At 66.7% G+C, this 17,707-nt stretch carries 16 protein-coding genes; 4 read left to right on the forward strand and 12 right to left on the reverse strand.

The window, feature by feature from the left end; translation table 11 throughout:
- Positions 1-28: 28 nt before the first annotated feature.
- Together AC5RVV_RS14830 and AC5RVV_RS14835 are read right to left on the reverse strand one after the other, a co-directional pair.
- Positions 29-1,174, reverse strand: a complete 1,146-nt coding sequence (locus AC5RVV_RS14830) for a N(5)-(carboxyethyl)ornithine synthase (RefSeq protein WP_494002156.1) — start codon at positions 1,172-1,174, stop codon at positions 29-31.
- A gap of 5 nt (positions 1,175-1,179) precedes the next feature.
- Positions 1,180-1,314 carry a hypothetical protein gene (locus AC5RVV_RS14835; protein WP_494002157.1) on the reverse strand — a complete coding sequence of 45 codons (135 nt, stop codon included), beginning with the start codon at positions 1,312-1,314 and terminating at the stop codon, positions 1,180-1,182.
- Between the two features lie 540 nt (positions 1,315-1,854).
- On the opposite strand from AC5RVV_RS14835, the gene AC5RVV_RS14840 reads away from it, so the two are divergent.
- Complete coding sequence (locus tag AC5RVV_RS14840; protein WP_494002158.1) at positions 1,855-2,526, forward strand: DNA alkylation repair protein; 672 nt, start codon at positions 1,855-1,857, stop codon at positions 2,524-2,526.
- Positions 2,527-2,623: 97 nt separating this feature from the next.
- Here AC5RVV_RS14840 and AC5RVV_RS14845 read toward each other — a convergent pair whose 3' ends face one another.
- From AC5RVV_RS14845 to AC5RVV_RS14860, 4 genes are all read right to left on the reverse strand, one after another.
- Positions 2,624-3,499 (reverse strand): amino acid ABC transporter ATP-binding protein, encoded by an 876-nt coding sequence (locus tag AC5RVV_RS14845; RefSeq protein ID WP_494002159.1) that lies wholly within the window; start codon positions 3,497-3,499, stop codon positions 2,624-2,626.
- Positions 3,496-4,482 carry an amino acid ABC transporter permease gene (locus AC5RVV_RS14850; RefSeq protein ID WP_494002160.1) on the reverse strand — a complete coding sequence of 329 codons (987 nt, stop codon included), beginning with the start codon at positions 4,480-4,482 and terminating at the stop codon, positions 3,496-3,498. The genes AC5RVV_RS14845 and AC5RVV_RS14850 overlap by 4 nt, the downstream gene beginning before the upstream one ends.
- Before the next feature lie 9 nt (positions 4,483-4,491).
- Positions 4,492-5,469 (reverse strand): ABC transporter substrate-binding protein, encoded by a 978-nt coding sequence (locus tag AC5RVV_RS14855; protein WP_494002161.1) that lies wholly within the window; start codon positions 5,467-5,469, stop codon positions 4,492-4,494.
- 65 nt (positions 5,470-5,534) lie between these two features.
- The gene (locus tag AC5RVV_RS14860; protein ID WP_494002162.1) at positions 5,535-7,166 is read right to left on the reverse strand and encodes an amidohydrolase; all 1,632 of its coding nucleotides are present in this window, start codon (positions 7,164-7,166) and stop codon (positions 5,535-5,537) included.
- A 156-nt stretch (positions 7,167-7,322) separates the two neighbouring features.
- On the opposite strand from AC5RVV_RS14860, the gene AC5RVV_RS14865 reads away from it, so the two are divergent.
- Positions 7,323-8,228 carry a LysR family transcriptional regulator gene (locus tag AC5RVV_RS14865; RefSeq protein WP_494002163.1) on the forward strand — a complete coding sequence of 302 codons (906 nt, stop codon included), beginning with the start codon at positions 7,323-7,325 and terminating at the stop codon, positions 8,226-8,228.
- A 168-nt stretch (positions 8,229-8,396) separates the two neighbouring features.
- Here the strand turns inward: AC5RVV_RS14865 and AC5RVV_RS14870 are convergent, their stop codons facing one another.
- Together AC5RVV_RS14870 and AC5RVV_RS14875 are read right to left on the reverse strand one after the other, a co-directional pair.
- A complete protein-coding gene (locus tag AC5RVV_RS14870) occupies positions 8,397-8,969 on the reverse strand; it encodes a CueP family metal-binding protein (protein WP_494002164.1) in 573 nt (190 codons plus the stop codon).
- Positions 8,970-9,085: 116 nt separating this feature from the next.
- A complete protein-coding gene (locus tag AC5RVV_RS14875; protein WP_494002165.1) occupies positions 9,086-10,984 on the reverse strand; it encodes an FAD-binding monooxygenase in 1,899 nt (632 codons plus the stop codon).
- 390 nt (positions 10,985-11,374) lie between these two features.
- Here AC5RVV_RS14875 and AC5RVV_RS14880 point away from each other — a divergent pair, with 390 nt between their 5' ends.
- Positions 11,375-12,355, forward strand: coding sequence for an ornithine cyclodeaminase family protein (locus AC5RVV_RS14880; RefSeq protein ID WP_494002166.1), 981 nt, complete (start codon positions 11,375-11,377; stop codon positions 12,353-12,355).
- On the opposite strand, the gene AC5RVV_RS14885 is transcribed toward AC5RVV_RS14880, so the two are convergent.
- The 4 genes from AC5RVV_RS14885 to AC5RVV_RS14900 form a co-directional block, all read right to left on the reverse strand.
- Entirely contained in the window at positions 12,336-12,620 is a 285-nt protein-coding gene (locus AC5RVV_RS14885; RefSeq protein WP_494002346.1) for a DUF1540 domain-containing protein, read from the reverse strand. The genes AC5RVV_RS14880 and AC5RVV_RS14885 overlap by 20 nt on opposite strands.
- Before the next feature lie 140 nt (positions 12,621-12,760).
- Positions 12,761-13,978, reverse strand: a complete 1,218-nt coding sequence (locus tag AC5RVV_RS14890; RefSeq protein ID WP_494002167.1) for an MFS transporter — start codon at positions 13,976-13,978, stop codon at positions 12,761-12,763.
- Positions 13,979-14,062: 84 nt separating this feature from the next.
- Positions 14,063-14,878, reverse strand: coding sequence for a matrixin family metalloprotease (locus AC5RVV_RS14895; RefSeq protein WP_494002168.1), 816 nt, complete (start codon positions 14,876-14,878; stop codon positions 14,063-14,065).
- A gap of 428 nt (positions 14,879-15,306) precedes the next feature.
- The gene (locus tag AC5RVV_RS14900; RefSeq protein WP_494002169.1) at positions 15,307-16,539 is read right to left on the reverse strand and encodes an MFS transporter; all 1,233 of its coding nucleotides are present in this window, start codon (positions 16,537-16,539) and stop codon (positions 15,307-15,309) included.
- A gap of 90 nt (positions 16,540-16,629) precedes the next feature.
- On the opposite strand from AC5RVV_RS14900, the gene AC5RVV_RS14905 reads away from it, so the two are divergent.
- Positions 16,630-17,364 (forward strand): DUF8548 family protein, encoded by a 735-nt coding sequence (locus AC5RVV_RS14905; protein ID WP_494002170.1) that lies wholly within the window; start codon positions 16,630-16,632, stop codon positions 17,362-17,364.
- The last annotated feature ends 343 nt before the right edge of the window (positions 17,365-17,707 follow it).

Genomic DNA, 17,707 nt, shown 5'->3' on the forward strand with positions numbered 1-17,707 from the left:
CCCTATGGGGCGATCGGTACCGCGAAATTCAGGCGGGCAGGTGAGGGTAGTCTTCCGAGCGGTTCTGGAAGGCGAGAACCGCCGGGTTGGCGATGACGCCGTCGCGGATTTCGATGGCCCGGCTGATCGTCTCGTCCTCGAGCCAGCTGCCGGGGCCGCCCATCACGGTGCGCAGGAACGGGATCAGGGCCGTGCTGATCTCCCAGGTCGCGGAATTCCACAGGTACGACGGCGTGTGGTCCACGGCGTAGTAGCTCACGTGGTTGCCGACCTCGAACGTGGGTTCGGCGAAGGTCGTCATCTTCGCCCAGCTGAAGCCCATGCCTTCGTCGCAGGAGACATCGACGATCAGGCTGCCCGGCCGGAAGCCGTCCAGATCCGCCTCGTCGAGGTAGATCAGCGGGTTGTTGGGATCTTGCAGCGTGCAGTTGACCACGATGTCCCGCTCGGCGAGGAACGGAGCCAGTGGCACCCGTCCGTCGTCGTCGGTGATGACGTGGCTGAGGTGCGGGGCGGTGGCGTCCTGGTCGAACTGGGTGATCCGCGCGGAGTGGATCGGGGATCCGACGGCGGCCGCGGCGCGGTTGGTCAGGACCTGCACGTCGTGGATGCCGTGCGCGTTCAGCGCGGTGACCGCGCCTCGGGCCGTGGCGCCGAAACCAATGACGACGGCGGTGAGCGGGCGGCCGTAGTCGCCGGTGGATCCTGCCAGTTCCAGAGCATGCAGTACCGAGCAGTAGCCGGCCATCTCGTTGTTCTTATGGAAGACGTGGAGGGCGAATCTGCCGTCCGCGGCCCAATGGTTCATGGCTTCGAAGGCGATCAGCGTCAGCCGCTTGTCGATGGCCAGCTGGGTGATGGCACGGTCCTGGACGCAGTGCGGCCAGCCCCAGAGGATTTGTCCGTCACGGAGTTCGGCAAGGTCTTCCGGCTGCGGCTTGGGCAGCACCACCACGTCCGCTGCTTCGATGAGTTCCTCGCGCGGCGCGATCCGTCCCACCAGTTGTTCCAGGTGCGCGTCGGAAATGCCGAAGCGCTCGCCGTAGCCCCGTTCGAGGATAATCCGCTCGCGAAGGTCGGCGTCGAGGCGCTCGATGTGCGCAGGATGGAGGGCCAGCCTGCGCTCATCGGGCTTTCGCGTCGTTGCCAGGACTCCGAGCGAGAGCAGAGTCAAAAGCCTCAGCGTTTCTTGATAGTGGTCAGGGTCTCCGAGGCTGCGGCGCCGGCGGCCTTGGCCTTCTTGTCGCTGCGCTTTTCCTTGATGGACTTGCCCGATTTCTTCGAAGCGGTCTGTCGGGGAGATTTGTCGGCCATGAGTGCCTCCTTGGCGCCAGCGAAGAATGCTGCGCCTTAACGGGAGCACAGACGTGCTCCGTACTCCTGACCATACGCCATCGCGCGTCAGGCAGGTGCTCCGGTGGCCGTCGGCGGTGCACGTTGTGGCACGACGGCGGGAATGGGGCGCCAGTCCAGCTGCAGTCGAGGACGACGGTGGGGATGCGCCGTCGCGGGGCGGCCCTGAATCCTGGTCCGTCGTCGACAGCCGCCGGAAACGCCGAAAGCGGCCGGAAACGTCGACAGCGGCCGAAAACGGCGAAACGGGCCGATAATGTCGTAGCCCTGTCGGATATCGGCCCGTTTCGGCGCGCGGTGCCTCTGCATTGGGACATGGCAGGGGCCGCGAGGCTCGAAGCACCAGGGCAAAGCGGCCTGAAGCACCAGAGCCCCGCGAGGCCTGAAGCCCCAGAACCCCGCGAGGCTTGGAACACCAGAGCGTGGGGCTTGGGCCACCTGAGCGCCCGTGATTCAAACACCAGTACGCTGGATCTGAGACGCGAGTAACCGGGAGGGTGGATGTCCGAGACGACGGTAACCGAGGTGATGGCCGAGCTGGCCGCGCTTGAGGACCCGAAGGTGCGCGAGGCGAATGAGAAGCGCGGCGACGACCACGGCGTGAACCTCGGCAAGCTGCGCGCTGTCGCCAAGCGTTTGAAGACGCAGCAGGACTTGGCGCGCGGGCTGTGGGCCACGGACAACACGGCGGCCCGGCTACTGGCCCTGCTGATCTGCCGGCCGAAGGATTTCGGACGGGACGAGCTGGACGCCATGCTGCGCGAGGCGCGCGCGCCCAAGGTGCACGACTGGCTGGTGAACTACGTGGTCAAGAAGAGCCCGCACGCCGAGGATCTGCGCGTGACTTGGACCGGCGACGCGGACCCGGTCGTCGCCAGCGCCGGGTGGGCGCTGACCACCGAACGGGTGGCGAAAAAGCCCGAGGGCCTGGACCTCGAGGGACTGCTGGACACCGTCGAGGCGGAGATGAAGGACGCCCCGGACCGCCTGCAGTGGGCCATGAACCACACCCTCGCCCAGATCGGCATCGAGCACGCCGAGCACCGCGTCCGCGCGATCAACATCGGCGAACGCCTCGGGGTGCTCAAGGACTACCCGACGCCGCCGAACTGCACGTCCCCGTATGCGCCAGCCTGGATCAACGAGATGGTGAGCCGGCAGGCCAAAGCCTGAGCGCTCGTCAGCGGCGCCGTTGTGAAGACCCGCACCGGAGTCGCCCCCTCAGCGGGTCTTAGGCGGCGACGGCGACTCAACGGTCAACCGCAGGCGTCTACAGCACCTTCGCCAAGAACGCCTTCGTCCTCTCCATCTGCGGGTTGGCGAGCACATCAGCCGGCGCGCCGGATTCGACGATGGTCCCGGCATCGAAGAAATGAACGGTATCGGCAACCTCACGTGCGAAGCCCATCTCGTGGGTGACTACCACCATGGTCATGCCTGCACGGGCGAGTGCCTTCATCGCCTCAAGGACTTCCTCGACCAACTCCGGATCCAGTGCGGAAGTGGGTTCGTCGAAGAGCATGATTTCGGGGTCCATGGCCAGAGCGCGCGCAATCGCCACGCGCTGTTGCTGTCCGCCGGAAAGCTGGTGCGGGCGTTTCTGCGAATGGTCGGCCAGGCCCACCTTCGCCAGTTCATGCAGTGCCCGGGTGCGGGCGGCGGACTTGGAGACGCCTCGGACCTCGGTCAGCGCGCAGGCGACGTTTTCCTCGGCAGTAAGGTGTCCGAAGAGGTTGAAACGCTGGAAGACCATGCCTATGCGCGAGCGGAACGCGGCGAACTGCTTGGCGGTCCACTCGTAGTAGCGTCCATTCCGATACTCGTACCCGACGTGCCGCCCGTGGACCAGCAGCGTGCCGTCGTCGTACGCCTCCAGCGCATTCAGGCAGCGCAGGAAGGTGGACTTGCCCGAGCCGGAGGGCCCGACGATGCAGCTGACCTCGCCGGCGGCAACCGTGAAGTCCACGCCGGTGAGCACCTGGTGGGCGCCGAAGGACTTGGTGACGCCGTGGGATTCCACATGCAGCTTGTGCGCCCGAGCCGTGGAGGCGGTACCGCCGGCGGCCGTCGCGGGGGATGACGCGGAGACAGATTCGCCGGCGCGAGGTGCAGGGGGGGCGGAAAGGCTATTGGGTTCGGTAGTCATGGGAGATCCTTTCCGGCCGTGGCGACATCATCCGCCGCGCGCGGTTCCGCCGTCGTTCTCTTGGCTGTAACGGTCTTGAGCAGGAAGCCCGGCCTGCGGACCAGACGCACGGCGTCGGCTCCGAAACGGGCCTCGAGCTTGGACTGGAAGAAGGTTGCGATGGCGGTCATGACCATGTACCAGAGCGAGGCAACGATCAGCAGTTCCATGATCAGGTTGTTCTGCTTGTAGATCTGACTGGCGTTGGTCATCAGGTCGTTGCCCGCGACGACGTACACCAGCGAAGTGGTCTTAAGCATGGAGATGAACTCGTTGCCGGTGGGCGGGATGATGATGCGCAGCGCCTGCGGCAGCACGATCTTCCGCATCCGTTTGCCCGGGGTCATGCCGAGCGCATACGCGGCCTCGCTTTGGCCGGCGTCGACGGCCTGGATGCCGGCGCGCACCGTTTCGGCGAAGTACGCCGCAAGGTTCAGCCCTAGCCCGAGCAACGCCGCGTTGAACCCGGTCATCACGTCATTGGTGTTCCACATGTAGCCGATGTTGGTGAACGGGATCTGGATGATCAGCGACGGGAACAGGAAGGCCAGGTTGTACCAAAAGATCAGCTGCACCAGCACGGGGGTGCCGCGGAAGAACCAGATGTACAGCGTGGATAGCCAGTTCAGCACTGGGTTGTGCGAGAGCTTCATGACCGCCAGCAAGACGCCGAGGACCAACCCGAGCACCGTGGCGAGCACGGAGATCATCAGGGTGACCCAGATCCCGTCGATAATCTTGGGGAAGAAGAGGTACTCGGCGACCTTGCCCCAGCGGATGTTGGGGTTGGTGGCCAGCGTGAAGGCCAGCCAGGCGAAGACCACCACGGCCAGCGCCCCCAGAATCCACCGCTCGGGGTGGCGGAGCGGGACCACGGTCACGGCGGTGCCGTCGGGCCCGCTCAGCTGCCTGGGCCGATTGCTGCGTCGGAGCGCTTGGCTCATCTGCGCCCCCTATTTTCCGTCGTTGATTGTGGCAGTGTCGATCGCCATCTGCTGGACGTTCCAAGCGGCGAGGATCTTCCCATAGCTGCCGTCGTCGATCAGCTCCTGCAGGGCCTTTTGCACCGCGTCGATCAGTTCCTTGTTATCCTGCTTCATCGCGATGCCCCAGACGCTTTCATCGCCTTCGATGGCCACGGCTTCCAGGACGCCCTCGGAGGTCTGCGCGCGGTAGGCGGCGACGGGGTAGTCGTTGATCCCCGCGTCGGCGCGGTCGTTGCGCACCTGCAGGATGGCGTCCTGGTCGCCGGAGAACTTCAGGATCTCCAGTCCGTCTTTCCCGGCGGCCTTGCAGTCCTTGTCAAAGCCCTCCGCGAGGGCGAGCGAGGAGCCGTTGTCCACGACGGCCACCGTCTTGCCACAGGCCGTCGACGGGTCACCCATGCCGGCGGGATTGCCCTTCTTGACGACCCAGCCGTTGCCGGCCTGGACATAGTCCACGAATGTGACGGTCTTGCGCCGCTCTTCGTTGTCGGTCATGGAGGACATGATGATGTCGTAGCGCCCGGTGGTGATGCCCGGGATCTGCGCGTTGAAGTCCTCGTTGTTGATGGTGATTTTGACGCCGAGCTTGTTCGCGATCGCCCGGCCGAGGGAGGGGTCCACCCCGATCAGTGTCTTGCCGTCCTCGGCGAGCAGTTCCATGGGCGGGTAACCCTCGGATGTGGTCATTTTGATGCCCTCGGTCTTGATCGACTCGGGCAAGCCGGCGGCCAAATCGGCGTTCGGCGCGATGCCGTCGATGACGGACTTGGCCAGGTCCTCATCGGGTGCCGGTGCGGCGCTAAAGGAGGTGTCCTCGTTGCCGGCGGCGTTGCCCTCGGTGGAGGAGAGTGACTGCCCGCCGCAGGCCGTCGTGGCCAGCAGTGCCAGCAACGCAGCGGATGCCATGACGCCGGAGCGGAGGGTACGGACTCGGGTGATGTTCATGCGGTCTCCTTGGTGCGGATGGTTGGAGCGGATTGTGTGCTGGAGGTGTGTAGCGGGCGGAGCGGTTACAGGTCCCTCCGGTACCGGAGGGATCCCCCAACGGCGGTAGCCATGACCGGACTGTCGCGTAGCTCGGCGGGACCGACGGCGTAGGGGTCGGCCCCGAGGGCCGTGAAGTCGGCCAGCATTCCTGGGCGCAGCCGGCCCTTGGTCGCCTCTTCGCCGGAGGCATGCGCGGCGCCGGTGGTGTAGCCGGCGATCGCCTCGGCGACGCTTACCCGCTCGCCGGGCTGCCAGCCGCCGACGGGCTCGTTGTCACGGTTCTGCCGGGTCGCGGCGGCATGAATCCCGTGTAAAGGGTCGGGCAATTCCACGGGCGCGTCGGAGCCGAAGGCGGGAAGTGCGCCGGCGTCGATCAGCGAGCGCCACGCGTAAGAGGCCAGTTCGCGGCCAACGAGCAGGGTGGAGGCCAGCGGGATGTCGGACGTGCAGTGGGTGGGCTGCATGGAGGGAACGACGCCGAGGCGCGCCACGCGTTGCACGTCCGCGGGGCGTAAATGCTGCGTGTGTTCGATCCGGTGCCGCAATCGGCTGGCTGCTCGTTCGGTGTGGCCCGTGATGTTGGGGGAGACATCGAGCGGGTTGCGGACCAGGTCCTGATAGGCATCCAGCACCAGCTGGTTGGCGCGGTCCCCGATGGCGTGAGTAGCGACCGCGATTCCGGCGCCGGCGGCCCGGCGAACCAGTGCGAGCAGGTCGAGATAGGGGATGACCTCGATGCCAGTGTTCCCGTCCTCGCCGGGGAAGGGCTGGTTCATGTGACAGGTGTGGGAACCCAAGGCGCCGTCGGAAAAAAGCTTTACCGGACCGGTGCTCAGCCAGGCGTCGCCGTTGCCGGTGGCCCGCCCTTCGTCGATCGCTTGGTCCAAGGCGATGCGCGGGATTGCCTTATGTACGCGCAAATGGAGGTTGCCGCTCTCGCGCAGAGACCGGTATGCATGCAGGCAGTCCTCGCCATCGAAGTCGTGGATGCCGGTGAGCCCGACGGCTAGCAGGCGGTGCTGGGCCTCGGCAAGCTGTGCCTCGAGGTCCCCGGCCTCGGCGCTGTGCATGATGTCGCTCAGCTGGGCATGGGCCGTCTCGCGCAGGATGCCGGTGGGATGGCCGTCGCCGTCGCGGACGATTTCACCACCCACCGGATCCGGCGTGGAGGCGTCGATGCCGACGGCCGCCAATGCCGAGGTGTTGGCCCAAACCGTGTGCCCGTCGATGCTTGGCAATGCGGCGGGCCTGCCACCTGTGGCGGCATCCAGCGCTTGGCGGTCCGGTTGAACCGGCACATCCCAGGCGTTGAAGTCCCAGCGTCCGCCGAAGACCCAGGCCGATGCCGGCAGCGCCTCCGCGTAGTTCCTCACCCTGTCCAGGGCGTCCTCGAGGCTGGTGGCGCCGCGAAGGTCCAGGGCGGCAATTTCGCGGGCGTAGTTCGCGGTGTGGATATGGGCGTCGGTCAGGCCCGGAACCACTGTGGTGCCACCGAGGTCGATGGTTTCGTATGTACCGGTGGCGTGGGTGCGCATTTCCTCGGGTGTGCCGATGGCGAGGATGCGTTCGCCCCGGGTCAGCAGCGCGGTGGCCCGGGGAAGCCCGGCCCATTGGGTGTAGAACGTGGCATTGACGTAGAGGCGTTGCTCAAGCATTCCTAATCCTTTGCGGCATGCTAGCGCCGAAAGCGGCATGCCCAAGCGTGTCTTGCGGAACTTCTTCGTCCCGTTCGCAACACTCTAGGCGACGATGTAGCAAACTATGACGTACAACACAGCGGTGATTCGACGAACTCAGTTCAAGGAACGCTAATGCTCAACCTGATCCACCTGCGCACCCTCGTGGAAGTGCTGCGGCTCGGTTCCTTCACGGCGGCCGGCAATCGGCTGGGATACACGGCCTCGGCGGTGTCCCAGCAGATGTCGGCACTGGAGAAGGACATGGGCACGCGGTTGTTCGTGCGCAGCGCACGCAGCGTGCAGCCCACGCAGGCCGCGCATGCAGTGGGCCAACATGCGCTGAAGCTGTTGCGCGACGTCGACGGGTTGTTGGCCGCGGGGGCCGCCGCCAGCGGAGATGCGGTACGCGAGTTGCGCATCGGGGCATTCCCCTCGGCCGCGACGTTCATCTTGGGGGACGTCCTGGAATCAGTGCAGTGGCGGGAGCTGGGTGCGCAATTGAAAATTTCTATCGGGGAACCGAGCGCCGTCGTGCCGGGAGTTCGAGTCGGTGGGGAGCTGGATGCGGCCCTTGTGTACCAGGTGGGCGAATCCGGGCTGGTCCTGCCCCAGGGGGTGACCCGGCATTGGCTGGGGGAGGACCCGTTCCGCGTCGTTATTCCCGCCGCGGCGGGCTACCGGGAAGACCAGCGGATGGACGTCAATGCGCTGGGCGCGATGCCCTGGATCATCCACCTGCGCGGTTCCAGCGACGCGAACGTAGTGGACGCAGTGCTGGCCAACGCCGGCCTGCACCCGCGTATCGTGGCTTCCAGTGACGACTTCCACGCGACGCTGCGGCTGGTCGCCGCCGGCCATGGGGCAGCTATGGTGCCGCAACTGGCGATGGGCGCACGGCCAAGCGGACTGACTGCCGTGCAGGTGCCCGAGCTGCAGCTTTCCCGGAAGCTCATGGCGTTGTCGGCCGAGGACGCACCCGCGGACCTCGTCGGGGAACTAGTCGGGTGTTGCGAGAACCTGTTGCAGCCGGAGAGTTGAGGCGTGGGGACCCGGGGACCACCCCCGCTGATCCGGTGGCGGTCAGCGCCGGCTGGGGCGCTGAACCCCGAACTGCGCGTCCCCGTACGCGCCCATCTGGGCCAACGAACTGGCCAGCAGGCAGGCCAACGCTTGCTACCGGCGCGAGGCGGCAAAATCCGGGCGTCCTTAGGTCAGCCGGAGACCCGTGATGCAGGTGGCGCTGTCATCGGTCGTCGAGAAATCGGCCGAGCCGGTGTGCCCGTCGTAACTCACTTCGATGGTGCCGTGGATGTCGCCGGGAACCCAGAAACCTGCGAAACCGTTGCTGAAGGTTTCAATCTGCTCATCCACCAGCGTCTCCCCGGTGGTGTCGTCAGTGATCTTGACGCTCATGTCCTTGTTGCCCAGTTCGCCAAGGCAGGTCGTCAGGCTGTGGTAGAAGCAGTCGTGGGTCTGGTTCAGGTACGGGGCGACTGAGATGTAGGAACTGTCCTCCGGCAGGTCCAGCGTTACCTCGTTTTGGCCGTCGGTGAGCAGTAGATCGCCCTGCCGGGCAGATGCCATCAAGTCGGTGGGCAGCTCGACAGTGTCCAGCCGGTCGAGGTGGTCGATGATGCCAACCGCGTCCATATCGTCGAGCCCGAAGCCAGCGAGGAATTCGGCGTCCGTGGCCTCCCCCGCGGAGGTAGTCCCCTGGGCTGGCGCGCAGGCAGTCAGCATCAGGCCAAGCGCAGCCGCGGCGATAACGGCCCGTTTCATATCCCATCTCCTCATCCCCGCACCATGGGCAACGCGGGGCCTACGGTGGTGATCTGTCCGCAAGAAAAGGACGACGGCGGCACTTTCGCGCCGCCGTCGTCCTTCTGAAGGGTAAATCAGTGCTGCGGCTCGCGGGCCTTCAGCAGGGGCGCGAAGAACTCGGCCAGCTCCGCGGTCGCGGACAGCGGCAGCACGTCCGCCACGTACTGGTCCGGCCGGACCACCACGATGGCGCCGTCGCGGGAGATGCCGCGGGCATCGAAGATGTCCTCATCCTTGGCGGTGCCGAAGACCTTCTCGAGGTTGGTCAGCTGGAACGGGCCCACCTCGGGCTTGAACACGGCGGGTACGGCGTTGATGTCCACCTCCTCGTGATGCTGCTGGTAGATCACCTTCACATCGAACCAGGCGTCGAGGTCAGCGCCCTCCGGCCGGGCGGCGAGCGGGGAATCCGGTGCGGTCACCAGCCACTCCGACAGGTTGGCAACGGCCGCGGACTCGCCGGCGTGCGCCTGGTCGGCGAAGACATAGATGCGCCAGCGCCCGTCGGCCTCGGCCAGGTGGCCCAGGTGCAGCGGGTTGGTGTCGCAGACGCGGGAGACCTTGGCCGACTTGAAGCGCTTGCCGACGGGGAAGCCGGTGGCCAGGTCCTGGTGGCTGCGCGCGCCTGTCAGGATCGACTGGGCGTACTCGGTCATGAAGCCGGCCGGGAATTCGGCGGTGCGGACGTAGAAGTCCTCGAGCTCCGTGGGATCGGCGAACTCCTCGGGCTTCTTGGCCATCATCGTCGACCATTCCTTGTCGAAGTCGATGAGGTCCTTCGCCACCACCTGGCGCTCGGCGGAGTAGGTGGAGAGCAGGCTCTCCGGGCTGCGGCCCTCCAGCACGTGGCCCAGCTTCCAGGCGATGTTGAAGCCGTCCTGCATGGAGACGTTCATGCCCTGGCCGGCCTTGGCGCTGTGCGTGTGGCAGGCGTCGCCGGTGATGAAGACACGCGGAGTGCGGGTGCCGACGTCCTCGGGCAGCAGGTCGTCGAACCGATCGGTGAGGCGGTGGCCCACCTCGTACACGCTGTGCCAGGCGACGCTGCGCACGTCCACCGTGTACGGGGTCATGATCTCGTTGGCCTTGGCGATGATCTGCTCGATCGAGGTCTGGCGGATCTTGCCGTTGTCGTCGTCGGGCACCACGCCGAGGTCCACGTACATGCGGAACAGGTAGCCGCCCTCACGCGGGATCAGCAGGATGGACCCGCCGTCGTGCGACTGGATGGCGCACTTGGTGCGGATGTCCGGGAAGTCGGTCTGGGCCAGCACGTCCATGACGCCCCAGGCATGGTTGGCGCTGTCGCCGGCCAGGGTGCTGCCGATCGCGGCGCGGACCTTGCTGCGGGCGCCGTCGCAACCCACCACGTACTTGGCGTTGACGATGCGCTCCGAGCCGGCGTCCGGGCCGGCGCTGCGGATCAGCGTCACCTTCACCGGGTAGTCGCCCTCGTCGGCAACCTCGAGGGTCTTGAATTCCCAGCCGTAGTCAGGCGTCAGGCGGGTGGGCGAGTTGGCCGCGACCTCGGCGAAGTAGTCGAGCACGCGCGCCTGGTTGACGATCAGGTGCGGGAACTCGCTGATGCCCATCTCGTCGTCGACGGCGCGGCCGCCGCGGACAATGTGCTTGGGGTTTTCGGTGCCGGGGCGCCAGAAGTTCATTTCCGTGAGCCAGAACGCCTCGGCGGTGATGCGCTCGGCGAAGCCAAAGGCCTGGAAGGTCTCCACGCTGCGGGCCTGGATGCCGTCGGCCTGGCCGAGGACCAGCCGTCCCTCCCGGCGCTCCACCAGCCGCGTGGTGATGTTCGGGAACTGGGCCAGCTGCGCGGCCGCGAGCATGCCGGCGGGACCCGAGCCCACGATGAGCACATCGACCTCGTCGGGAAGCTCCTCGGGGCGGTCGATGCCTACGCCGGCTGCCGGCTTGACGCGCGGGTCTCCGGATACGTAACCGTGGTGGTGAAACTGCACGGGTGTCCTCACTTCTATTGCATCTGCGGCCGTCGCCAGTGTTCTATATCCGAACACCGGGTTCTATAACTGAATAACCGTTCGGTTGCAGATACTGTACGGCAAACATGACGCAGCTAACAAGTAACGCCGCTATCGGCGGGTGGCCCTCCGGGTCCGGCGGTGTGGTTCTCTTGCCGCCCGACTGGGGTGTTCTGGGGACAGGAGGGCGTAAATTGCGCTGTCGCCGCGCGACTTGGGTGTCGTGGGGACAGAAGGGCGGAATTGCGGAATCGCCGCCCGCCGGGGCGGCCCACGTGAAGTGACGAGGGTCACGAAAACTGAAACCGGCGGATGTTGACCGTAGAATCCGGCCAGCAACGGACTCCAGATGCTGCGAGAGGACTTTCTGTGACCATCCCTTATTACGACGCCGATGCCGTGCGTGCCGCCGTCCCCTTCAGTCGCGCGGTGCGCGCCATCGAGGAGGGGCTGCTGTCCGGCGTTGATCCGGAACTGGACAGTCCCCGGTTGTTCAGCCCCGCGCCGGACGGGGAGTTTCTGCTGATGCCGACCGAGGGCGGCGGCCGCTACAGCGGGGTGAAGGTGGCGACAATCGCACCGAGGAATCCGGCCCGCGGGCTGGAGAAGATCCAGGGCATCTACGTCCTGTTCGACGCCGAGACGCTGGCCCCGCTGGCGACGATGGAAGGCGCCGAGCTCACGGCCATCCGCACTCCGGCGACAACCCTGGCGGCCGTGAAGAACATTGCGGCGGCGGCACCGGACGGCGAGGGCTTTGGAGATGCCCCGCAGGTGCTGGTCTTCGGCGCGGGGATACAAGCGCTGAACCACATCCGCGCCGCCAAATCCGTATTTCCGAACGCGGGCTTCGCGGTCGTCGGCCAGCGTCCGCAACGCATCTCGAACCTGATCGCCGTGCTGGCCGCGGAGGGAATAGAGGTGGCCGACGCAACCGGTGCGCCGGACGCTGCCGTGGCGGGCGCCGACGTCGTACTTTGCGTGACATCCTCGCCGGAGCCGCTGTTCGACGGCAAGCTGCCCAAGGACGGGGCGATCATCGCGTCGGTCGGGCAGCACGGTTTGGACGCCCGGGAGGTCGACGCGGCGCTGGTGCTGCGCAGCGACGTGGTGGTGGAAGGCCGGGCGTCGTCCTGGCGGGAGAGCGGGGACCTGATCCCGGCCCGAAGCGTGGAGGAATGGCGGCAGATCCAGCCGCCGAACCTGCGTGATTTGGTGCAGGGCAAGCTGGTCCGGCGCCCGCGCACGTGCTGCCTCTACACCGGCGTCGGCATGGCCTGGGAGGACCTGGTGACGGCGGCCGTGGTCTATGAAGAGGGCGGGCCGCGCGTTACCGGTGCGCGTAGGTGAGGCAGTCCGCGTTGTCCGCGCCGGGACCCACGTGAACTTCGGGCGCCTGGCACATGAGGTGGTCGTTGTGGGTGCACTCGGTCCGCTGGCAGGCGCCGACGCTGGCCAGCACCTTGGGCAGCCCGCCGTGCACTCCGGTGTCGATAAAGGTGGCACAGGCGGCATGGTTCTCGCCGCCGGCCACGGTGATGGCGGCCGCATTGCATTCGCTGTGATCGTTGAAGGAACAGTTGGTCACTGAGCAGTCGCTGACGTGTGAAGTCACAGTCATGGCACTTCCTTCCATCCTGGGACAGCCCCGGGTTGGGCGGCTCCATTAACTACGGTAGGCGCGATGCGGCCGATCAAAAAGGCATAACACTGTGAGGTAATTGCCGTCGCGACAATAGGCGTGGGGCCTGCGGCTCAGGCGGCCGCGCGGCTGGCTGTCCGGCCGTGTACCAGGTAGTACAGCGGGATGCAGGCGAGCATGAGCAGGCCAAGCCAGCCGTACATTCCGTCGAAGCCGGTCAGCGGCACCAGCAGGCCCAGCAGCACCGGGCCGAAGCCGGTGCCGATGTCCAGCATCAGGTAGTAGGTGGCCAGGGCGGTGCCGAACCTCCGCTCCGCAACCAGCCGGACGGTAATGGCCTGCGTTCCGGGCAGCAGGGTCCCGAACCCGAGTCCGCTGAGCACCGCGGAGGCGACGACTATCCAGGTGTCCGGCCCGAGCGCCAGCAGCGCCAGGCCGGCGGCGAACAGCACCAGCGCGGGATACAGCACCACGTTGTCGCCGCGGCGGTCTTGGACCCTGCCGGTGGTCACCCGCGACACCAGCACCGCGGCGGCAAACACCATAAAGAACAGCGCCGCCGCATCCGCTGCACCCGCGGCAGCGGTATACGAGGTGAGGAACGAGAGGATGCCGGAAAACGCCAGCCCGCTCACCAGCAGCACGGTGGTGATCGGCAGGACCTCGGGCGCGAACACCTTTCCGAGCAGGACCGCGGGCGACCGGCGCTCCCTTGTTGGCTCGCCGCCCGGACCGCGCTGATTGACGACGGCGGTGGGCGCCGCCGGCGCTTCCGGCAGTTTCAGGATCAGGGTCACCGCCAACGCCGCGACCGAACATGCCGCACAAAAGAGGAACGCGACCTCGTAACTGCCGTCAACAACCAGCACCACGGCCAGCAGCGGCCCGAGGGCGGTGGCCAGCGTGGTGGACACGGCGAAGTAGCCGGTGCCTTCGCTGCGGCGGGCGGGCGGAATCAGCGCCTGCGCACCGGCCGTGACGGCGGTGTTGGCGAGGCCGAAGGCCACACCGTGGGCCAGCCGCAGGACCACCAACGAGGTGAGGGAGTCCGCCGGGATGTACAAGAGGGAAGCCGCGACGAAGGCGGCCAGGCTGATCAGCAGCATCCGCCGCCGTCCCGCGTTGTCGATCAGCGGCCCGGCAAAGAACCGCGAGACGAGCGCCCCCAAAATGAAGGCGCTGGACGCAAAGCCGGCCCCGGCGTCGGAGGCCAGGAACCGCTGGGCCGCGTAGAGCGCCATGGACGTCATCAGCAGGTAGAAGACGATGTAGATGAACAGATTCGCGCCGATGGCCAGCACGAAATTTCTGCTCCACAGCTTCTCCTGCATTCGGACTGCCTCCTAGCCTGCCTGGGCCGGTCCTCGTTGTCCCAGCGTTCCGGACAGACCAGCAGTCCCGATTATGCCGCCGGGCTACACTTCCGGCACGCACGGCCCGGTGCCCAGCAGCGCCAGGCCCGCCCGGTCGCCGTCGGCCAGTGCAGTCACGTCGTTTGCCCCGGCATACATCAGTTGCTCCGGATCATCCACATGCGCCAGCCCCAACACGTGGCCGAGCTCGTGGATGATGACGGCGCGCACGTGCTCCCGACCGTCGGGATACGTGAGGACGTTCCGGAGCGACGGCGCATCCAAGGTGATCTGGCCGGCGACGAGAACGTGCGGCGTTCCCCGTGCGCCGACCGAGGAGCTGCCGCCGAGCCCGGCTATATCTCCGGCCAGCCGGGACACTTCGTCTGGATCCGACCACGTGATCAGCACCGGCGCCCACCGCTTGCCGTACCGTTCCGGCTGAAAGCGTTCGCGGCCTTCCTCGGCGAAGGCCTCGTCAGTAGGTCCGTCGTAAGCGAACCGCAGTCCGCTGGCCGCGGAAACCTCAGCGATGGCTTCCTGAATGATCGTGTCGCCCCCCGGCGGCGCATTGTCCGGACGGACCACGTAGTGGATGGGGCGGCAGGGGTCATAGGCGAGGAAGGGCTGCGGCAACTCCGGCGGTGTTGCGTACAACTCGTAGGCGTCCGACTCCGCGACGGCGGGCGGCCGGCCCAGGGGGTTGTCGGCAGCTTCGACGCCGCGGGGCGGAATGTCCGCGCCGGGAAGGTAGGGGGCTATCGCCGGCATGACGTGTCGGCTGAACACGCCCGGGGCGAAGCACAGGGCGATGATGAAGGCGAGGGCCAGCCCGGTCGACAGGCGGCCGGCGCGGCGCGGGGAAACACCCCGCTGCACGGAACGCGGGCGGGACTTTCTTGCCGGCGTCGGCCAGCCGGCAGCGGGCCCCTCGGCGGGCCGGGGCGGGGAAGAGGTTCCCAGTGCCTCGTCCAACGCCCATTGCGGGATCCTCCCGCTGGGTGACCGCTTGACGCCCGGCTGCCCGGGCCCGGTTTGCGCCCCGGGAGACGCGTCCCTTGACAGTCCCTCTGCCCGGTGCTGCATCTGCTTCCCCCAACTACCCCAATTCGGCCTCGCCGAACGACGACAGCAGCAAAATTATACGTTTCATCATCGCGAAACCACCAGCGTAGAGGCAGCTCCAGGGCGGTCGCCGGCCCGAATAATTCCGCGGCCTACTACCGCTCGGACACCCGCACGGCCAGCGGCCGGCCCGCGGCCTACTGCCGCTCGGACGCCCGCACCGCCAGCGGCCGGCCCGCGGCCTACTGCCGCTCGGACGCCCGCACGGCCGACAGCCCGCCCGCGGCGAACGCCACCGTGCACGCGAGGACAAGAAGCAGGGGAGCGGTCCAGCCGCCGGTCACCGTGTTCAGCCATCCGGCCACCGGCGGAGCGCAGGTCGCGGCCAGATATCCGCCCGTCTGGATCCGAGCGGACGCGGAGGCCGCTTCATTGTCGTTGCGGGCCACGCGCGGGATGACCGAAAAGATGGCTGTGAACCCGCCGCCCTGGGCGATCCCTCCCGTGATGGACCAGAGAATGTAGGCGTCGGGTGCCAGGAGCAGGCCGAGGGGGAGGGTCATCCACAAGACGGCGATGCCTGCCGTCGGCACCCAGAGCCGGGTTCGTGCTGCCACGAGCGGCACCCCGAAAGCGCCGACAATGGCGGCCACCTGGAAGAGCGAGGCCGTGGCTCCGGAGGCGGCGATGGACATGCCCCGGACTTCGGACAGCAGCAGGGGCAGCCAGGTGGTCGTTCCGTAGTAGGCGGCGGACTGGCCGCAGAAGGCCAGGGTCAGCAACCAGATGATCCACCTGTTGGGCCGCCCGCCGCCGGTCTTCGGGCGCGGCAGCGACGCCGTTCCGGATCCACCGGTGCCAGAGGGTCTGGCTGCGGCGGTATTGGCGGGCGGTTCAGCGAACGCGCGGTCCGGCCCGGCTGCCAAAGCCGCGCGCCGCCGTCGCGCCGTCGGCAGCCAGTAGGCGAGGCCGAGGATGGCCAACACGCCCCAGGCCGCCAGTGCCCACCGCCAGCCGACGAGCGCGGCGAGCGGTGCGGTGCCCAGCAAGGTCGCCATGGAGCCGACGTTCATCGTGGCCGAGTAGACGCCGGTGGCAGCGGAAACGCGGTTCCAGGGCACGTCGCGGCGAATCAGCACCGGAACCACGATGTTGCCGAGCGTGAGCGCCGCGCCGATGATTACCGTCCCTGTCAGCACCACCGGTACCGGGCCGAGGGATCGGATCACGGTGCCGGCCAGGACGCCGGCCAGGCACAGCACCACCGTGGCTTCCGGACCCCAGCGCCGGATCGTCTGGGTGGCCAGGGGAGTGGCCAGCGCGAAGAGCAGCACCGGCAGCCCCGTGAGCAAACCCGCGCCCGCGGCCGACAGCCCGGTGTCGGCGCGGATGTCCCCGACGACGGCGGTGGGCGCGATGATCGGTGCACGCAGGCTTAAGGCCAGGATGGCGATGCCCAGAAGCACCCACGGCAATGCCGGCCGGGAGGCGAATGCGCGGACCGTGGCTGGCTCCTTCGGGTCGTGTGGGCGGCAACGGAGAATCCCCCAGTCACCCTAGCCGAAGTGATCGGTGCCGGTTCTTCACTGCCGCTGGTCGTTACGGTGCAAGGCGCCGTCGTGCGGGCGCAGAATTCTCCCAAGGAAGTGGTACACGAAACCGACGGACTGGCATGGCAGTATTCAGGCATGATCACACTGGACGCAGAAAAGCTTCTCGCATACATGGATTCAAACGGAATTGCCGGATCCACAAAAATCACCCGTGGTTGGTCCCATATGGGGGCGATCGTGGTTGACGCTGTTCTCCAACGACGGCAGAAGTACAAGAGCACAGTTCTACCGCGCGTGCAGGCCCTTATTGCTGCGTGGCCCGATGCGGAGACGACTTCCGGCTTCCGCCGACACCTGGATCAGGGCGGGCTCTCGGGTGTAATTCGGTGGAGGGGGCAGGAACGTCTGACCCAGATTGAAGAAATCGTCAAGGTTCTTGAAAGTGACGGATTCCAAATCGACACGGTTGAAGATCTTCGTGCTCAGCTCTCGGATGCTCCTCAACGTCAGGTACTTCGCGCAGCCCTGCGTGAAGTCGATCATGTGGGCCCGAAAACGGTGGACTACTTGGACATTCTCGCGGGGATCGATTCAGGGACAGCAATAGATGTACGCATTCGTCGCCACATGCGGTCGGCTGGCATTTCGAATCTGCAGTATGACCACGTGCAGGCAGTCATTCGTTCTGCTGCTGATATGAGGCAATGGCGTCACGGTGATGTCGACGCTGCACTGTGGAACGCCTGACCCGATCACGGGAAGGATACTGAGTTCCAGTTCGGATGACTGCTAAATCCGCCGAAATTAGGACGGCTTTCGAATCTGCTCAGATGCGTTGCATCCAGCATCGCGGGGGAACCAAGGTCCCCCGAGGACGATGCACGATAAATGCAAGACGCAAAGCACTTTGCGGTGCCAGTAGTCTCGGGTCGGAACTGAAGAAGCGAAGCGTCAACGATGGTAAAGTCGGGAGAAGTATGCTTTCCGTCCGCACCCGCTGCGCGGAAGGCCGTCGAAGCGCCTCGGGCGCATCGGCCACCCAAGACTTCAGTGCCGGCAACTCCGGCTTCGGGCGTTGATGCCCGGCAAC

Source organism: Arthrobacter sp. MDT2-34-1 (genome assembly GCF_059091365.1).

What these genes read in the sequence shown, in the direction of transcription:
- AC5RVV_RS14835 (WP_494002157.1), bottom strand. Translation starts at nt 1,314, where the DNA reads ATGGCCGACAAATCTCCCCGACAGACCGCTTCGAAGAAATCGGGCAAG.
- AC5RVV_RS14840 (WP_494002158.1), top strand. Translation starts at nt 1,855, where the DNA reads ATGTCCGAGACGACGGTAACCGAGGTGATGGCCGAGCTGGCCGCGCTT.
- AC5RVV_RS14845 (WP_494002159.1), bottom strand. Translation starts at nt 3,499, where the DNA reads ATGACTACCGAACCCAATAGCCTTTCCGCCCCCCCTGCACCTCGCGCC.
- AC5RVV_RS14850 (WP_494002160.1), bottom strand. Translation starts at nt 4,482, where the DNA reads ATGAGCCAAGCGCTCCGACGCAGCAATCGGCCCAGGCAGCTGAGCGGG.
- AC5RVV_RS14855 (WP_494002161.1), bottom strand. Translation starts at nt 5,469, where the DNA reads ATGAACATCACCCGAGTCCGTACCCTCCGCTCCGGCGTCATGGCATCC.
- AC5RVV_RS14860 (WP_494002162.1), bottom strand. Translation starts at nt 7,166, where the DNA reads ATGCTTGAGCAACGCCTCTACGTCAATGCCACGTTCTACACCCAATGG.
- AC5RVV_RS14865 (WP_494002163.1), top strand. Translation starts at nt 7,323, where the DNA reads ATGCTCAACCTGATCCACCTGCGCACCCTCGTGGAAGTGCTGCGGCTC.
- AC5RVV_RS14870 (WP_494002164.1), bottom strand. Translation starts at nt 8,969, where the DNA reads ATGAAACGGGCCGTTATCGCCGCGGCTGCGCTTGGCCTGATGCTGACT.
- AC5RVV_RS14890 (WP_494002167.1), bottom strand. Translation starts at nt 13,978, where the DNA reads ATGCAGGAGAAGCTGTGGAGCAGAAATTTCGTGCTGGCCATCGGCGCG.